The 17,015-nt window shown below is 49.3% G+C and carries 15 protein-coding genes, 2 tRNA genes and 1 other RNA gene; 7 read left to right on the top strand and 11 right to left on the bottom strand.

The features are described 5' to 3' along the window. The first annotated feature begins 202 nt into the window (after positions 1 to 202). On the top strand, positions 203 to 2,878 hold the full coding sequence (gene adhE / locus QUF14_RS07715; RefSeq protein ID WP_000301643.1) for a bifunctional acetaldehyde-CoA/alcohol dehydrogenase: 2,676 nt from the start codon (positions 203 to 205) through the stop codon (positions 2,876 to 2,878). Between the two features lie 302 nt (positions 2,879 to 3,180). Here the strand turns inward: adhE and tdk are convergent, their stop codons facing one another. Further along, entirely contained in the window at positions 3,181 to 3,798 is a 618-nt protein-coding gene (gene tdk / locus QUF14_RS07710) for a thymidine kinase (RefSeq protein WP_100733951.1), read from the bottom strand. Between the two features lie 603 nt (positions 3,799 to 4,401). Between tdk and hns the strand changes: the two genes are divergently transcribed. After that, positions 4,402 to 4,815, top strand: coding sequence for a histone-like nucleoid-structuring protein H-NS (gene hns / locus QUF14_RS07705; RefSeq protein WP_001287378.1), 414 nt, complete (start codon positions 4,402 to 4,404; stop codon positions 4,813 to 4,815). A gap of 143 nt (positions 4,816 to 4,958) precedes the next feature. Here the strand turns inward: hns and galU are convergent, their stop codons facing one another. The 3 genes from galU to rssA all read right to left on the bottom strand — a co-directional run bounded on the left by galU (position 4,959) and on the right by rssA (position 8,079). Further along, on the bottom strand, positions 4,959 to 5,867 hold the full coding sequence (gene galU / locus QUF14_RS07700) for a UTP--glucose-1-phosphate uridylyltransferase GalU (RefSeq protein WP_000718995.1): 909 nt from the start codon (positions 5,865 to 5,867) through the stop codon (positions 4,959 to 4,961). 201 nt (positions 5,868 to 6,068) lie between these two features. Then, on the bottom strand, positions 6,069 to 7,082 hold the full coding sequence (gene rssB / locus QUF14_RS07695) for a two-component system response regulator RssB (protein ID WP_000193447.1): 1,014 nt from the start codon (positions 7,080 to 7,082) through the stop codon (positions 6,069 to 6,071). A 91-nt stretch (positions 7,083 to 7,173) separates the two neighbouring features. Continuing rightward, entirely contained in the window at positions 7,174 to 8,079 is a 906-nt protein-coding gene (gene rssA, locus QUF14_RS07690; protein ID WP_001226476.1) for a patatin-like phospholipase RssA, read from the bottom strand. A gap of 112 nt (positions 8,080 to 8,191) precedes the next feature. Here rssA and QUF14_RS07685 point away from each other — a divergent pair, with 112 nt between their 5' ends. From QUF14_RS07685 to QUF14_RS07665, 5 genes are all read left to right on the top strand, one after another. After that, entirely contained in the window at positions 8,192 to 8,650 is a 459-nt protein-coding gene (locus tag QUF14_RS07685) for a YchJ family protein (protein WP_001602321.1), read from the top strand. 49 nt (positions 8,651 to 8,699) lie between these two features. After that, positions 8,700 to 9,542: a formyltetrahydrofolate deformylase gene (gene purU / locus QUF14_RS07680; RefSeq protein ID WP_000555849.1), complete on the top strand. Its 843-nt coding sequence runs from the start codon at positions 8,700 to 8,702 to the stop codon at positions 9,540 to 9,542. A gap of 160 nt (positions 9,543 to 9,702) precedes the next feature. Beyond that, a tRNA-Tyr gene (locus QUF14_RS07675) sits at positions 9,703 to 9,787 on the top strand. A 34-nt stretch (positions 9,788 to 9,821) separates the two neighbouring features. Beyond that, a tRNA-Tyr gene (locus QUF14_RS07670) sits at positions 9,822 to 9,906 on the top strand. Positions 9,907 to 9,952: 46 nt separating this feature from the next. Next, positions 9,953 to 10,084, top strand: a non-coding RNA gene (locus QUF14_RS07665) — RtT sRNA. 16 nt (positions 10,085 to 10,100) lie between these two features. On the opposite strand, the gene QUF14_RS07660 is transcribed toward QUF14_RS07665, so the two are convergent. The 7 genes from QUF14_RS07660 to QUF14_RS07630 are packed head-to-tail and all read right to left on the bottom strand — an operon-like array spanning position 10,101 to position 16,986. Continuing rightward, complete coding sequence (locus tag QUF14_RS07660) at positions 10,101 to 11,192, bottom strand: fatty acid desaturase family protein (RefSeq protein WP_001048157.1); 1,092 nt, start codon at positions 11,190 to 11,192, stop codon at positions 10,101 to 10,103. Beyond that, a complete protein-coding gene (locus tag QUF14_RS07655; protein ID WP_100733950.1) occupies positions 11,189 to 12,307 on the bottom strand; it encodes a sterol desaturase family protein in 1,119 nt (372 codons plus the stop codon). Before QUF14_RS07655 ends, QUF14_RS07660 begins: the two co-directional genes overlap by 4 nt. Next, the gene (locus QUF14_RS07650) at positions 12,300 to 12,902 is read right to left on the bottom strand and encodes a phosphatase PAP2 family protein (RefSeq protein ID WP_024212261.1); all 603 of its coding nucleotides are present in this window, start codon (positions 12,900 to 12,902) and stop codon (positions 12,300 to 12,302) included. The genes QUF14_RS07655 and QUF14_RS07650 overlap by 8 nt, the downstream gene beginning before the upstream one ends. Then, a complete protein-coding gene (locus QUF14_RS07645) occupies positions 12,899 to 14,185 on the bottom strand; it encodes a F390 synthetase-related protein (protein WP_000612690.1) in 1,287 nt (428 codons plus the stop codon). Before QUF14_RS07645 ends, QUF14_RS07650 begins: the two co-directional genes overlap by 4 nt. Further along, positions 14,182 to 14,988: an MBL fold metallo-hydrolase gene (locus QUF14_RS07640; RefSeq protein WP_001074295.1), complete on the bottom strand. Its 807-nt coding sequence runs from the start codon at positions 14,986 to 14,988 to the stop codon at positions 14,182 to 14,184. The genes QUF14_RS07645 and QUF14_RS07640 overlap by 4 nt, the downstream gene beginning before the upstream one ends. Beyond that, positions 14,966 to 15,982: an NAD-dependent epimerase/dehydratase family protein gene (locus QUF14_RS07635; protein WP_100733949.1), complete on the bottom strand. Its 1,017-nt coding sequence runs from the start codon at positions 15,980 to 15,982 to the stop codon at positions 14,966 to 14,968. The genes QUF14_RS07640 and QUF14_RS07635 overlap by 23 nt, the downstream gene beginning before the upstream one ends. Further along, positions 15,979 to 16,986, bottom strand: a complete 1,008-nt coding sequence (locus tag QUF14_RS07630) for a 3-oxoacyl-[acyl-carrier-protein] synthase III C-terminal domain-containing protein (protein WP_000365495.1) — start codon at positions 16,984 to 16,986, stop codon at positions 15,979 to 15,981. The genes QUF14_RS07635 and QUF14_RS07630 overlap by 4 nt, the downstream gene beginning before the upstream one ends. Between the last annotated feature and the right edge of the window lie 29 nt (positions 16,987 to 17,015).

Here is a 17,015-nt window from a genome sequence, read left to right as displayed (position 1 = left end):
TAATCTTGCTTACGCCACCTGGAAGTGACGCATTAGAGATAAATAGCTCTAATGTTTAAACTCTTTTAGTAAATCACAGTGAGTGTGAGCGCGAGTAAGCTTTTGATTTTCATCGGTTAAGCAAATCATCACCGCACTGACTATACTCTCGTATTCGAGCAGATGATTTACTAAAAAAGTTTAACATTATCAGGAGAGCATTATGGCTGTTACTAATGTCGCTGAACTTAACGCACTCGTAGAGCGTGTAAAAAAAGCCCAGCGTGAATATGCCAGTTTCACTCAAGAGCAAGTAGACAAAATCTTCCGCGCCGCCGCTCTGGCTGCTGCAGATGCTCGAATCCCACTCGCGAAAATGGCCGTTGCCGAATCCGGCATGGGTATCGTCGAAGATAAAGTGATCAAAAACCACTTTGCTTCTGAATATATCTACAACGCCTATAAAGATGAAAAAACCTGTGGTGTTCTGTCTGAAGACGACACTTTTGGTACCATCACTATCGCTGAACCAATCGGTATTATTTGCGGTATCGTTCCGACCACTAACCCGACTTCAACGGCTATCTTCAAATCGCTGATCAGCCTGAAGACCCGTAACGCCATTATCTTCTCCCCGCACCCGCGTGCAAAAGATGCAACCAACAAAGCAGCTGATATCGTTCTGCAGGCTGCTATCGCTGCCGGTGCTCCGAAAGATCTGATCGGCTGGATCGATCAACCTTCGGTTGAACTGTCTAACGCACTGATGCACCACCCAGACATCAACCTGATCCTCGCGACCGGTGGTCCGGGCATGGTTAAAGCCGCATACAGCTCCGGTAAACCAGCTATCGGTGTAGGCGCGGGTAACACGCCAGTCGTTATCGATGAAACTGCTGATATCAAACGTGCAGTTGCATCTGTGCTGATGTCCAAAACCTTCGACAACGGCGTAATCTGTGCTTCTGAACAATCTGTTGTTGTAGTTGACTCTGTTTATGACGCAGTACGTGAACGTTTCGCAACCCACGGCGGCTATCTGTTGCAGGGTAAAGAGCTGAAAGCTGTTCAGGACGTTATCCTGAAAAACGGCGCACTGAACGCAGCTATCGTTGGTCAGCCAGCCTATAAAATTGCTGAACTGGCAGGCTTCTCTGTACCAGAAAATACCAAGATTCTGATCGGTGAAGTGACCGTTGTTGATGAAAGCGAACCGTTCGCACATGAAAAACTGTCCCCGACTCTGGCAATGTACCGTGCTAAAGATTTCGAAGACGCGGTAGAAAAAGCAGAGAAACTGGTTGCTATGGGCGGCATCGGTCATACCTCTTGCCTGTATACTGACCAGGATAACCAACCGGCTCGCGTTGCCTACTTCGGTCAGAAAATGAAAACGGCCCGTATTCTGATCAACACCCCGGCGTCTCAGGGTGGTATCGGTGACCTGTATAACTTCAAACTCGCACCTTCCCTGACTCTGGGTTGTGGTTCCTGGGGTGGTAACTCCATCTCTGAAAACGTTGGTCCGAAACACCTGATCAACAAGAAAACCGTTGCTAAGCGAGCTGAAAACATGTTGTGGCACAAACTTCCGAAATCTATCTACTTCCGCCGTGGCTCTCTGCCAATCGCGCTGGATGAAGTGATTACTGATGGCCACAAACGTGCGCTCATCGTGACTGACCGCTTCCTGTTCAACAATGGTTATGCTGATCAGATCACTTCCGTACTGAAAGCAGCAGGCGTTGAAACTGAAGTCTTCTTCGAAGTAGAAGCTGACCCGACCCTGAGCATCGTTCGTAAAGGTGCAGAACTGGCAAACTCCTTCAAACCAGACGTGATTATCGCGCTGGGTGGTGGTTCCCCGATGGATGCCGCGAAGATCATGTGGGTCATGTACGAACATCCGGAAACTCACTTCGAAGAACTGGCGCTGCGCTTTATGGATATCCGTAAACGTATCTACAAGTTCCCGAAAATGGGCGTGAAAGCGAAAATGATCGCTGTCACCACCACTTCTGGTACAGGTTCTGAAGTCACTCCGTTTGCGGTTGTAACTGACGACGCTACTGGTCAGAAATATCCGCTGGCAGACTATGCGCTGACCCCGGATATGGCGATTGTCGATGCCAACCTGGTTATGGACATGCCGAAGTCCCTGTGTGCTTTCGGTGGTCTGGACGCAGTAACTCACGCCATGGAAGCTTATGTTTCTGTACTGGCATCTGAGTTCTCTGATGGTCAGGCTCTGCAGGCACTGAAACTGCTGAAAGAATATCTGCCAGCGTCCTACCACGAAGGATCTAAAAATCCGGTAGCGCGTGAACGTGTTCACAGTGCAGCAACTATCGCGGGTATCGCGTTTGCGAACGCCTTCCTGGGTGTATGTCACTCAATGGCGCACAAACTGGGTTCCCAGTTCCATATTCCGCACGGTCTGGCAAACGCCCTGCTGATTTGTAACGTTATTCGCTACAACGCGAATGACAACCCGACCAAGCAGACTGCATTCAGCCAGTATGACCGTCCGCAGGCTCGCCGTCGTTATGCTGAAATTGCTGACCACCTGGGTCTGAGCGCACCGGGCGACCGTACTGCTGCTAAGATCGAGAAACTGCTGGCATGGCTGGAAACGCTGAAAGCTGAACTGGGTATTCCGAAATCTATCCGTGAAGCTGGCGTTCAGGAAGCAGACTTCCTGGCGAATGTGGATAAACTGTCTGAAGATGCATTCGATGACCAGTGCACCGGCGCTAACCCGCGTTACCCACTGATCTCCGAGCTGAAACAGATTCTGCTGGATACCTACTACGGTCGTGATTATGTAGAAGGTGAAACTGCAGCGAAAAAAGAAGCCGCTCCGGCTAAAGCTGAGAAAAAAGCGAAGAAATCCGCTTAATAAGTAGCGCTGTCTGGCAACATAAACGGTCCCTTCTGGGGCCGTTTTTTTGTTTTACCCAAAGCAACTTTCCCATAAACCGACAGCATTTGCCTTCATCATATTTACGGCGATGTATAACGCCTACACACAGCGATATTGTACTTTACAGGTCACAAGTCAACGTCACTGTAAAAGCGATCTGTGAGGGGTATAGTGGCGTTAAAGAACTGTCGAGAAGGGTATATACACCGGATGAAGTGCGTAAAATGAACTGACAGGATAAAAGCGCCCTGCTCACCCTGTCAGTAAAGAAATTCTTATTAATCGTGGCGATGCCTTTCCTGAATAGCCGTTAATGAGCCGACTTCTAACGCCTCTTTATAGTGTTTGCGGCATACAGAAACGTAGCGTTCATTATCACCAATAACCACCTGCTCACCTTCGTTATAAGGTCTGCCTGCTTGATCAAGACGCAGCACCATGCTTGCTTTACGGCCACAAAAACAGATGGTTTTTAATTCAACCAGTTTGTCGGACCATGCCAGTAAGTATTGGCTGCCAATAAATAATTCACCTCGAAAATCGGTACGTAAACCATAACAAAGTACGGGTATATCGAGTTGATCTACAACCTCCGATAATTCATATACTTGTTGTCTGGTTAAAAACTGGCATTCATCAACCAGTACGCAATGAATTGCCTGCTGTTCATGTTCCGCACGAATCTCATCAAATAATGATGAATTTTGGTTAAATAATTTTGCAGGCGATGACAAACCTATACGCGAGCTGACTTTCCCGGCACCAAAGCGATCATCAATTTCTGCCGTATATACGACAGTGCGCATGCCGCGTTCCTGGTAATTGTATGAAGATTGCAACAATGCTGTAGACTTACCCGCATTCATTGCGGAATAGTAGAAATATAGCTGTGCCATCAGCCACAGGCCCTCAATGATATGAATTAAAGTTGGCTGGAGTTTATCATAATTCGTCAGTTTTTCAGCTCAACAGTATGCATAGAAGTGGTATATGCGTTCTCCCTTACGAAGCCTTGCATAATCCTTCTGAGCTATCATTACAACTGCCTCGCTTGTTATAAGCGGGTAAATGACTGCTGGTAACTATTCACAATCTTTAACCTGTTGCGCAAGTAATAGCCCTCTGTTGACCTCCTGGAGATAGTGCAATACTAAGTCCCTGCTCTTATTGCGACTGTTCTACTTTTCATCATTCGCTTAATAGGGAATTCTCGTAAACACGACTAATACAGAAGACTGAAAGGTCGTCAGCCTACGATAATCTCCCCATAAAATGTGACATGAATCAGGAAGTTTTAACCTCACGTGCTGCGAAATCATCGGCGCAAATAGGGCTATATGCCGCGTCTTTTCTGGCTAATTTTATGAAAAGATATTTATTGGCGGCACAAAATAAAGAACAATTTTGAATTCCTTACATTCCTGGCTATTGCACAACTGAATTTAAGGCTCTATTATTACCTCAACAAACCACCCCAATATAAGTTTGAGATTACTACAATGAGCGAAGCACTTAAAATTCTGAACAACATCCGTACTCTTCGTGCGCAGGCAAGAGAATGTACACTTGAAACGCTGGAAGAAATGCTGGAAAAATTAGAAGTTGTTGTTAACGAACGTCGCGAAGAAGAAAGCGCGGCTGCTGCTGAAGTTGAAGAGCGCACTCGTAAACTGCAACAATATCGCGAAATGCTGATCGCTGACGGTATTGACCCGAACGAACTGCTGAATAGCCTTGCTGCCGTTAAATCTGGCACCAAAGCTAAACGCGCTCAGCGTCCGGCAAAATACAGCTACGTTGACGAAAACGGCGAAACTAAAACCTGGACTGGCCAGGGTCGTACTCCAGCTGTAATCAAAAAAGCAATGGATGAGCAAGGTAAATCCCTCGACGATTTCCTGATCAAGCAATAATCTTTTGTAGATGACACTTGCTTAAAATCCCGCCATTGGCGGGATTTTTTATTGTCCGGTTTAAGACAATTTAATAAGAATAAGCTATAAAAAAACGGCGTCGATTGCTCAACGCCGTTTCGTGGATAACACCGATACGGAAGTTACTTCTTAATGCCCATCTCTTCTTCAAGCCAGGCTTTAAATTCCGTGCCAAGGGTGTTATGACGAATACCGTATTCAACGAAGGCCTGCATGTAACCTAATTTATTACCGCAGTCATGGCTCTTCCCTTTCATATGATAGGCTTCCACCGTTTCTTTTTCGATCAGCATATCAATTGCGTCGGTGAGCTGAATTTCATCACCAGCACCCGGAGGGGTTTTTGCCAGCAACGGCCAAATATCCGCGCTAAGAACGTAACGACCCACAATAGCGAGATTAGACGGCGCAACATCCGCTTTTGGTTTTTCAACCACGCCAACCATCGGTACGCTTTCACCCGGCGCTAATTCAACGCCTTTGCAATCCACAACGCCATATGCGGTCACATCAGCAACCGGTTCAACCATGATCTGGCTATGACCCGTTTCATCAAAGCGGCGGATCATCTCTGCCAGGTTATCCTGTGACAAATCGGATTCATATTCATCCAGAATAACGTCAGGCAAAATAACAGCCACAGGTTCATCACCCACTACCGGGTGAGCACACAATACCGCGTGTCCCAGGCCTTTCGCCAGCCCCTGACGAACTTGCATAATAGTCACGTGCGGCGGACAAATAGACTGCACTTCATCAAGAAGTTGACGTTTTACACGTTTTTCCAGCATTGCTTCCAGTTCAAAACTGGTATCAAAGTGGTTTTCAATAGAGTTTTTAGATGAGTGAGTAACCAGCACAATTTCAGTAATGCCAGCCGCAATACATTCATTCACGACGTATTGAATTAATGGCTTATCGACAAGTGGCAGCATCTCTTTCGGGATGGCTTTCGTCGCCGGCAACATCCTGGTTCCTAATCCCGCAACGGGGATAACGGCTTTTTTGACTTTCGTATTAATGGCAGCCATTTAAATTCTCCTGGACTGTTCGTGTTTTGAACGTGTTCATATTTCTGTATCGCATCCCAGTATATCAGCACCCCGAAGGGGCTAAGTTCTGAAAAGGAGGCGAGTTAGCATAATTAAGACAATTACTTATACGAATGGCGACGATAGTACCACCAGCCGACATTAGCAGGTAATGCAAATTTAGCCCGCGTTACCGTTTGCTCATTCTGCAGACAACATCAAGCGAAGCCGACCACCGGTTCCCCATATTTGGCATTGCCAGGCATCGCATCGCTGGCTCAATTGATTCAAATAAGCGTTACCTAAAGTGCCTAACGGAACACCATTACTGATTTGCACCTGGTGTTCGCCAGTATTTAACGTCGCATTCAGACCCGCAGAAACCAGAATGAGATTTTTCAGTTCGCGATGATAATAGCCAACTAATAGCGGAAACTGCCCCGGCAGATTGGCCTGACGGAGTAAATGGTTTACCTGCTTCAATAACGCGCCCAACTCTGGCAACCGTTGATTTTGATGTGCAAGCTGTTCCTGTAATAATCCGTTAAACAATGCGCGTAATAACAAGGCAGCAAGTACGCCATTATGTCCAGCTCTGGTGACATCAAGGCAATAAAATGCAAGATCGTTTTCCGAAAGTGCGGCAATATCAAGCACCAGGCCGGGTTTGTCCGCGGCAACCAATTGACGATAATTAACCCGGCAATGGGAAATCACCTGCTGAACCGGCGGTTGCAATTCCTGTAATAATTTCGCCGCTGCGGCAGGGTTATCAACCATTGCATCCCAGTCGCGAAAAAGCCTCTCCTCTTCCTCAACGCGGGAATTAAACATGCTGGGATAGAGACAGGCAAAAACCATCTCGCGCAAGCGATTCAGATCTTTAACTGGTTTCAGCAAAACATCTTCAACGCCCAGACGTAACGCTTTGGCAATATCTGCCATATTTTCAGTGGCAGATATCACCAGAACCGGTGTCTGGTCACCTCTGTTGCGTATATGTTCCAGCAGTTTAAGCCCGTTCATTCGTGGCATCGCGATATCACATATCATCAGGTCTGGAGTGAAACCTCCCAGCAACTCAAGGGCATCCACCCCATCAGCCGCCAGTACCGTTGTCGCTCCCAATGAGGAAAACCACGAATCCAGAAGCGAGCGAAATACCTGCTCATCTTCAACAATGAGAATCTGTTTTCCGACCAATGGCTGCGTCATGTTCTCTCCCCTGACTGGCTTTACTCAATAGTGGCATGCTATTGCCACCTGCGCCTGTCAGAATTAACTTAAGTGTAGATAAAAATTCTGGTCAAATGTTGGTGCGTACCAACGGCAAAAGTTCGTCCATTTTCTTTTCCACTGCCAGCTGCCCAGCCGCAATGGCAGCGTGCGCGCGATGGAAATCAAGCGTAGATATTTGCGGGCAAACAGGTTGAATCAGAATATCGGGCGGATCACCTGCCATGCGGTTTCTTTTAAGGCGGTTCTCCAGCACCTGGATAGAAGTGGTCATAATCTCTGTTGCCGTTGGCGCTGTCACCGCCCGACGTGTCGTTATGCTGCCCAACCTTTCTTTCAGACGCGCATGCCACGGCAGAGAATCACCATTCTCGCTATTTTCTTCACTGACATTAAAGGAGAGCAGATCTTGTTGCATCAAATGAGCATCGTGCTGCAGGTCGACCGCTATCACAATATCAGCACCCAATGCACGCGTGAGCGAAATAGGAATTGGGTTAACTACTGCCCCATCAACCAGCCAGTAGCCGTTATGCGCAACGGGTGCCATTAGTCCTGGAATACTGCATGATGCACGAATAGCAAGATGGAGATCGCCTTCAGTAAACCATAATTCGCGCCCAGTACTTAAATTGGTGGCAACAGCCGCGAAGCGACGGGAACAATTTTCGATCTCTGTTTCCGGCATTATTTCGCGATATTGATTGAAGACACGCTCGCCGCGCAGTAACCCACCGCGCTGCCAGGAGAGATCCATCAGGCGTAAAACATCCCAATAACTGAAAGAGGTTACCCAATCTTCCAGCGCAGATAATCGATCGCATGCATAGGCCGCGCCCACCAGCGAACCAATTGAGCATCCTGCAACGATATCAATTTCAATACCCACTTTTTTTAGCGCATTAATAACGCCAATATGCGACCAACCTCTCGCCGCGCCAGATCCCAGCGCCAGCCCTATTTTTATCTTTCTCATTATTCCCGCAAGATTCCCCTGGAATGCAATCGTAGCAACATCGCTACTGCTCGGTTAACATAGTGCTACTCAGGCGGTTAATACGCCGTTATTGTTTCCAGGGAGATTATTTGTGTCTCAGCTTTGTCCCTGTGGTAGTGCTGTCGAGTATAGCCTATGTTGCCACCCTTATGTGTCTGGTGAAAAGGTTGCACCTGATCCAGAACATCTCATGCGTTCGCGTTACTGCGCTTTTGTGATGCAAGACGCAGATTATTTAATAAAGACCTGGCATCCATCTTGTGGAGCGGCGGCGTTACGTGCCGAATTGATTGCCGGATTTGCGCATACTGAATGGTTGGGATTGACCGTATTTGAACATTGTTGGCAGGACGGCGACAATATCGGATTTGTCAGTTTTGTTGCTCGATTTACCGAAGGTGGCAAAACAGGTGCAATAATTGAACGTTCGCGATTTTTGAAAGAAAACGGTCAATGGTACTATATTGACGGTACACGTCCGCAGTTTGGCCGCAACGATCCCTGCCCTTGTGGTTCAGGTAAAAAATTTAAAAAGTGCTGCGGCCAATAATGGTTGACGGTACGGTTTAGCAAACACTCTCAACAAGGTTTTTCCAGCAATGCATTCACTCCAACGTAAAGTTCTGCGTACTATTTGTCCGGACCAAAAAGGTCTGATCGCCCGTATTACCAATATTTGCTACAAGCACGAGTTAAATATCGTGCAGAACAATGAATTTGTTGATCACCGTACCGGGCGCTTTTTTATGCGCACGGAACTGGAAGGCATTTTTAATGATTCCACCCTGCTGGCGGATCTCGACAGCGCATTGCCAGAAGGCTCCGTACGTGAGCTGAATCCTGCCGGTCGTCGCCGGATAGTGATTCTGGTCACTAAAGAGGCGCATTGCCTTGGCGATTTGTTGATGAAAGCCAATTACGGCGGCCTGGATGTCGAAATCGCGGCAGTTATTGGTAACCACGATACTTTACGTTCTCTGGTTGAGCGTTTTGATATTCCGTTTGAGCTGGTAAGTCATGAAGGATTAAGTCGCAACGAGCACGATCAAAAAATGGCGGATGCCATTGACGCTTATCAGCCTGACTACGTGGTGCTGGCGAAGTATATGCGCGTATTAACGCCAGAGTTCGTAGCACGCTTCCCGAATAAAATTATCAATATTCACCATTCATTCCTGCCAGCGTTTATCGGTGCACGTCCCTATCACCAGGCCTATGAGCGTGGCGTGAAGATTATTGGTGCAACCGCTCACTATGTGAATGACAATCTGGATGAAGGCCCAATCATCATGCAGGACGTTATTCATGTCGATCATACATACACGGCTGAAGATATGATGCGTGCAGGTCGTGATGTCGAGAAAAACGTCTTAAGCCGCGCGCTTTACAAAGTGCTGGCGCAGCGTGTATTTGTTTACGGTAACCGGACGATTATTCTTTAATCGCTGGCAAAATAGAACTGGTTGCCTTTAATCCGTTACGGATGAAAATTACGCAACCAGTTCATTTTTCTCAACGTAACCCTTTACAGCGGCGTGTCATTTGATATGATGCGCCCCGCTTCCCCACAAGGGAGCAGGCCAGTAAAAAGCATTACCCCGTGGTGGGGTTCCCGAGCGGCCAAAGGGAGCAGACTGTAAATCTGCCGTCATCGACTTCGAAGGTTCGAATCCTTCCCCCACCACCATCTCAAGCATTACATCAAAATTTGAATTATCCCTGGTGGGGTTCCCGAGCGGCCAAAGGGAGCAGACTGTAAATCTGCCGTCATCGACTTCGAAGGTTCGAATCCTTCCCCCACCACCATCACTTTCAAAAACCCCTGTATTCTCCAACGAATCCGTAATTGAATATTCTGCCCATACGGGGAAGGATGAGAAGCTTTGACTAAGGTTCGACTCGAGCGCCAGCGAGAGAGCGTTGCCGCAGGCAACGACCCGTAGGGCGAAGCGCGCAGCGCTGAGTAATCCTTCCCTCACCACCATCACTTGATTCCATTCTCAGTCTATCGGCTTCTCCCCCATTCGCCGTAAAAACTGCTGCTGTAGCCTCAACAAATCCGCTAACGTCAACAACTGATAATCCAGACCTTGCGGGCTGGCAATTTGAGCGATAATGCGGCTTAACGCTGGATAATGGCGATGATGCCAGTGAGGAAAAAGATGATGGGTAAGATGCAGATTAATCCCGCCCAGCCAGTAACCAAGCCATGCAGGTTGCGGCGTCCAGTCAAAGGTAGTAGCGAAGGTATGCGCCAGCCGGCCCACGGCCATTTTGCCCTCTTCTGGTGGTAACTGCGTATGTCCCTTCGCCCAGTGCGTTCCGATAATCAACATCACAAAAATCAATGACGCCAGCAGCTGGCTGAGCAGATAAGTCAGCAGGATGGTCATAAAATCAAATTCAGACAGAAGCCAGGGAAGTATTAAACAAAGCGCACAATGCGCCAGTTTCCCGGCTAAAAAATACCCCCAGCCAGAAAAGCCACGCGCAGCCAGATGCCGCGTTACCGGCGTAAACCCTGCGCGATCGAGCCAGTCCACCACCCAGATATACCAGGGAAAGGTGAGAGCGGCGACCAGTGGCCAGTAGCGATGCTGCTGGCGCATAAAAGGTCGCCACCGTTGCCACGGGGTCTGGCGAAGAATGCCATTTTCTGCGGTGTCAGGATCGTAAAATTCAATATTGGTAAAACCGTGATGAAAGCGAACGTGGCGCACCCGCCAGCAGTCCGGATCAAGTCCCATAGGAATTGCAACCCACCGGTTAAGCCAGGCATTGGCCTTTTTACCACGCAAAAATGCATCGTGAGAAGCGTCATGCACTACATTGACCGCTAACAGCATGGCGCAAAACATCATCGCCAGATACCACAACAGATACAGTCCCCACTGGTTTTGAGACAACGCCACTGCATAACAGCATAAACAGGCAATAATCAACATCGCCATTTTGGCAAATGCCCAGCCGTCGGCATATCGATGATCGCCTGCTTTTGCGAGGTACGATTTCGTACCATTCTGCAACTGTTTCACCAGTAGCGGATCATCAGCAGGAAAAGTGATTAACCTGTCGGGCTTAAACAGGTTCATAGCGTTTCCTTAAAGAAAGACTTACGGCCCACACCAGTCACGAATAACACACAATGGGCCAGCAAAATGCCCGCTAATCCCTTCCAGAGCAGAGTGCTCCATGAACACAAAAAAAGAATAAAATAGAGCAGTGACAACGTCACAGAGCACCACAAAATCAGACCCCAACGCTGCCCGTCGCTCATGCCCCCCAGCGCAACGGAGCCTGCCACCAGCAGAACAAATAATACGGCCTGCTCACTGGTAATAAACTCGATGCCATAGCCATATTGTTGAATGTAGCCAAGCACCAGCATAAACAGCAGAATCACCCCTGCTCCTACCGCCCACGGAGAACTCTGGTAGCGACATTCAATCGCTTTGCCAAATGAGCGAAAGCCCATTAAGCGTAAAAATGGCAGATTACTCTCGCGCATCGGGTTACAGGACAAGCGGCTATTTTTTACGCCGTAGCCTACGTCGTGTTCCGGTCCGGCACTATACGAACCGAAAAGTTTATCCCACAACAATAAAGTGCCACCGTAATTGGTATCAGCATACTGCTTTTCATTCAGATGATGGGCGCGATGATGCGAAGGCGTGATCAGCACTTTTTCCAGCCAACCCAGTTTCGGCGTTAGCGCGTTATGGTTAAAAAATTGCCAACTGTAGTGAATAATAGAAACCGCCAAAAAGACCTGCAATGGCACACCAACCATCGCCAGCAGCATAAAGAACGGGATTGAGGTTAACGAGGAGTACCACGAGTTCCGCACGCCTAATGAGAGGTTGTAGTGTTCTCCCTGATGATGCACCACATGTACCGCCCACAGCGGTCGCATTTCGTGATGCCAGCGATGCAGCCAGTAAAAGCCGAAATCCCACGCCAGGATAGTAAACAGCCACAGCAGGATCACCGGCGCATTATCAAACAGTCCAAGGCTGAAGTGATTGACCACCAGGCCATAGCAGAGCACTTCCAGACAGCGAAATAACCACAGCATCATATGACCGGAGTTGATATTAAAAATAACGTCCAGCCAGTCTACTTTTTGCCGCCCGGTGAATTGCAACACACCCGCTTCGGCTAACACCAACAGCACCATCGATATTATGGGAAACAGTAAATCACTCATATTGCGTCTTCCTTTTCTCGCATGTTGCGCATATCCAACCGCAAATCGACGCCAGCAACGCGCCGCCTACTAAATCGATAAATAAATGTCTACGTAATTGCAAAATCGAAAAGGCGATCGCTATCGCCCAGACCACGCTCAATAATGTCAGCCAACGGTTCCCCTTTTTGGCTATCGCCCATACAGCCAACAGCGTAAGCGCCGCGTGTAAAGAGGGAAAACAGTTCTGGCTTGAGTCAATCGCTATCAGCCCGTTTAGTGCGCCCGCAGATATCCCCGACTGACCAAACGAGGGATATTGCATTGTTGTGGGCCAGAGAAGATAAAACAGGCCGGCTACCAGTGCCGAAAGTTGCATTGACCGTGCCAGCCAGCGTAGATGGCAAAGCGGCGTTGATAAATAGCCTAACGGTACAAGGAGAAAAAACGAGAGGTACAGCCACACTGCAGAAGGAGAAAACGCAATTAAATTATCAATTACTGACGGTGTTAATTGATATCCCTCACCTTGCAGGTAGTCGCTAAAGTTGTAAATAACCCCAACGGTTCCCCAGCCAAGCAGTATCTGTTTCAGGCGTAGCAGTAGATTGCTCATTCCCGCCCCCACTGACGCACAATGCGCCGCCGCTTGGCCGCAAAAGCGACTGCCACAGTTTGCGATTCCAGCGACCATATCAATTGCTCTACCGCGATATTCTGGCACAAAAACAAAGCATTCAATGCCTCCCGGCAATGCTCCAGCATCCCCGGTTCGCAATCTGCTATTAGCGTCAGCTGCGCTGCCCCGGTTTGTAGCAGGCGATAATCGGCCGTTAGCGGCAGCGTCATCGCCAGCACACGGCTACAGGAATCGGCAAAAACGGTCTGAATATCGCCAGATCTTGTCGGCAGTTGCAGTTGATCGTCCTGCCGCCCTTCGATACGCGCAATCACCATTGTTGCACTGCCACAGGGGCATGGCTGTCCACTTGCCACCAGTATGTCATCCAGTCGATAACGCACTATCGGCTGCGTGGTGCGAGTAAAGTCAGTGACAATCGGCACGAAACGGTGCTCATCCAGCCATTGCGGTTCAATGTGAATAAATTCTTCATTGAGATGTAAGCTGCCACAGCGGCAGGTGGAAGCGAGAAAGCCTTCTGTCGCCTGATAAATCTCGCCCACATTGTTGAACACGCTTCGCAGTAATTCCCGATCCTGCGGCTCCAGAACTTCCGCCACCGAAATCACTTTTTTGACCTTTAGCGTTAGCTCTCCGGCAATCACCGCCAGAGCCAGTGCGCGTAATACCTGAGCTGGGGCGACAATAATCGTGGGTGCTCGCTGTTGCAGAAGTTTGAGTTGCGCCTGAAATGGCGCTAGCAGATCGTAAAAATCGAGACTTAACCAGCGATTGTTCACGCTTTGATAGAGGTTGTTGTCCGCACGCAGAAACAGCGCCACCCGCTCTTTGGCAAATAAACCGTCGGGCAGCACTTTTGCCAGCACACCCGCGGCCCACATCTGTTGTTCGTGCGGGCTAACAACAAAAAGTCCACGACGCCCCGATGTACCTGATGAAAGCCCAACGCTGAACTTGCCCACACAGGGTTTGAAATCACGGCTCTGCTCACTGCGCATTGCACAAGCGAGAAGTTCGTCGCGCTTTAAACCAGCGGTATTCATCTCATCGAAATGCGCCATCATTAACGCTTTGCCCATCAACGGCCACTGGTTAAAGGGCAACGCCAGATAACGCTGAAACCACGGGCTTTTAGACAAGACATTTTGCCGGAACTGATGCAGCCTTTTTGCCTGCCAGTTTTCCAGCACCTTACGATCGGTAAAATGCAGCCTGCGGGTACGAAAGTAGCGCCAGAGCAAGGTCAACGGGATCATAAATCCCCCTCGTGGCACAAACGAATATCAACCTCGCCGTTTTGCCAAAGCTGATGCAATCGCCCAAGCGTGCGGTGGTAAGCGTGACTGTCCGACATAACCAGATGCGCCAGCGGAGAAGGTCCACGCAGTTCGCAGTAGTTTGCGGGTGCCCAAGCGGCATCGGCAGCCAGTAAAGTCCAGCCATTGTCGGTTAACACAAACGCACCAATATGTCCGGCAGCATGACCAGGAAGCGGCACGAGGATAATTTCGCCATTGCTTTCTGGCAGCAAATAGCCGCACTCAAACGGCGCCAGTTCTGGGGGTAAATTCACCGATGAAAAACTTTCAATAAAGCGCAGTGAAGACTCAAAATTTTCCGGGATCAATCCGGGCACAAAGGCCTGACGCAGTGCGGCTATGCCACGCAGCGTTCTTACCTGCCGCCAGCCTTCACCAGAACAGATGCAAGCGACATCAGGGAAATCGCGCAGACCGGCAATATGATCGGCATGAAAATGCGACAGAATAATCGCATCAACATCTTTAGCCGCCAGTCCGTGTGCGGAGAGTTGCCGCATCAGCGCCTGTTGCGGCTCGTAATAAACCGGCGTGACCTGGCGATAAAGACGAAATACACCGGATTGCGTGTAATGTTCAAACCACGAAGAATAACCGGTGTCCCACAGCCAGCATTTCTCGCCCACTTCCAGCAGCCAGGCGCGGGCAGGGAACTTACACACTTTCAGCCCAGCCCCTTTCAGCGCAATACAGCCAATATGGGTACACCAGCCCGTTTCAAATACGGTTATTTTTGCCATGTTCCCTCAGCCATTGTCCCGTGATTGCAATACCTTGCTCCATCGAAAAGCGCGGGTGATATCCCAACTCTGTAATGGCCTTTTGCGCACTCAGCGTCATATCAAAACAGAGTGTTCCGGCGCTGTAACGTGTGATAACAGGTTCCTGATTAACGCATTTCCCGTACAGCTCCAGGCCGCGCGCGACCAGAGAAAGCAATGGCCAGGGAACGGTAGCAATTTGGTAGCTCAATCCCAGTTGTTGGCGCAGCAAGGCGTCAAGCATTACAGATAATTTCTGCGGCTGATGGTTGCTGATGTTGTAAATACAGCCAGAGCGTAATCCTTCAACTTGCGTTGCCAGCTGCATGGCATACACCACGTTTTGCACGAAAGTGAGATCCAATAACGCTTCCCCCCCGCGCGGCAAACGTAAGCAACCGCCGCCCTGTTGCAATTGCTGCATCAGACGGGGAACAATTACCTGGTCATAGGGGCCAAAAAGCCCGCGTGGACGCAAAAGAATAAACGTCGTGGCAGGATATTGAGCGACAGCCCCGGCAATAGCCTGCTCAGCGGCATATTTACTACTGGCGTAATGGCTTGAGAATGCTCGTGCAAGCCAGGTTTCTTGCAGGTCATAGTGATGTTGAAAATCAAAGTAAACCGCAGGCGTGGAGATATAGATGAACCGGGGAATATTCAGCCTGCCTGCCGCATGTGCCAGGGTGTGGGTCGCTTTAACATTAGCAAGCCAGAATGCCGTTTTGTCGCCCCATGGCGAAGACTTTGCCGCACAGTGCCAGACGGCATCGCAGCCTTCCATCAACCGGGCGCAGTCATCCTCAGTTGCCTCGGTTAAATCGAGAGCCACAAACTGTGCACCTTCGCTTGCGAGAACTTTGCCAACCTCGCGATTTCGTCCTGTTGCCACAACCGAAACACCCAACTCCAACAAATAATGTACGGCATTTCGCCCCAGGCCGCTGGTCGCCCCCGTCACGAGAATTTTCACGGTAAAAGCACCATGCCTGACAGCGTTAATCCCGCCGCCGTGCCAATCAACATTGCAGGTTTATTCGCAGCAAAACGACCGCTAATCATCGCTTCATGCAGCGCCGTAGGGATAGAGGCCGCGACCTGATTACCGTAGAAACGGTAGACATCAATAAGCGCGGATTCCGGCACTCGCAGCCGTTTACGCATATGTTCAAGGGAAAGATGACTAGCCTGATGCGGAACGACCGTACCGATATCAGCCAGTTGCAGACCGCTTTTTTGCAGTAAGCGCGAAAAATAATCTTCAATAAGTGAAGAGGCAAAACGAAACAGCGGTTTCCCCTGCATATGAAAAAGAAAGTCGCTATCACTGATGCCTGAACGAGGATTACGCCGCGTGCCGCCAGCACGAATTTCACACAGTTTGCTGCCTTCGGGATACATTTCGATCAGGCTGGCAACAATCCCGCTGCTACCATCGCCCCGCTCGACAATCGCGCATGCCGCGCCATCACCAAAAATTAATGAAGACTCTTCATGATTCCAGTCGATACCGCGTGAAGCGATATCTGCCGAGACGATGGCAATTCGCCGGTATGCCCCACTGTTTAATAATCCGGCAGCAACTTCCAGAGCGGAAATAAAGCTGACGCAACTGCTGTTGATATCAAACCCGGCAATGCCAGCGGGCATGGCAGCGGCTTTAAGAATATGAATTGCGCTACAGGGTAATGCCTGTACGGCAACGGCTGACGCACTAATTAACAGATCGATATCACCGGGTTTTAAGGCAGCCGCTGATAACGCATTATGTAAAGCGTCTGCCGCCAGTTCGGCCTGGCTGGCGTCGTTGCTGGCAAAATAGCGCCAGCAAATGCCGGAACGTCGCTCAACGTAGCCCGCAGGTTTATTTAGCTGAACATCCAGTTGTTGAGAGGTAATTTTATCAGGGGGTAAGGCGATCCCCGTGGCGATTATTTTTAACGCCGCGGAGATCGTCGGTTGATTAGGTAGATCCACGACCAGTGCTCCTTCACTGCTCCAGGGGG

The sequence above is a fragment of the Escherichia sp. HH091_1A genome, assembly GCF_030295175.1.
GTDB lineage: Bacteria > Pseudomonadota > Gammaproteobacteria > Enterobacterales > Enterobacteriaceae > Escherichia > Escherichia coli_F.
Note: the sequence above shows the minus strand (reverse complement) of the source record. Positions and strands in the feature narration are given on the sequence as shown.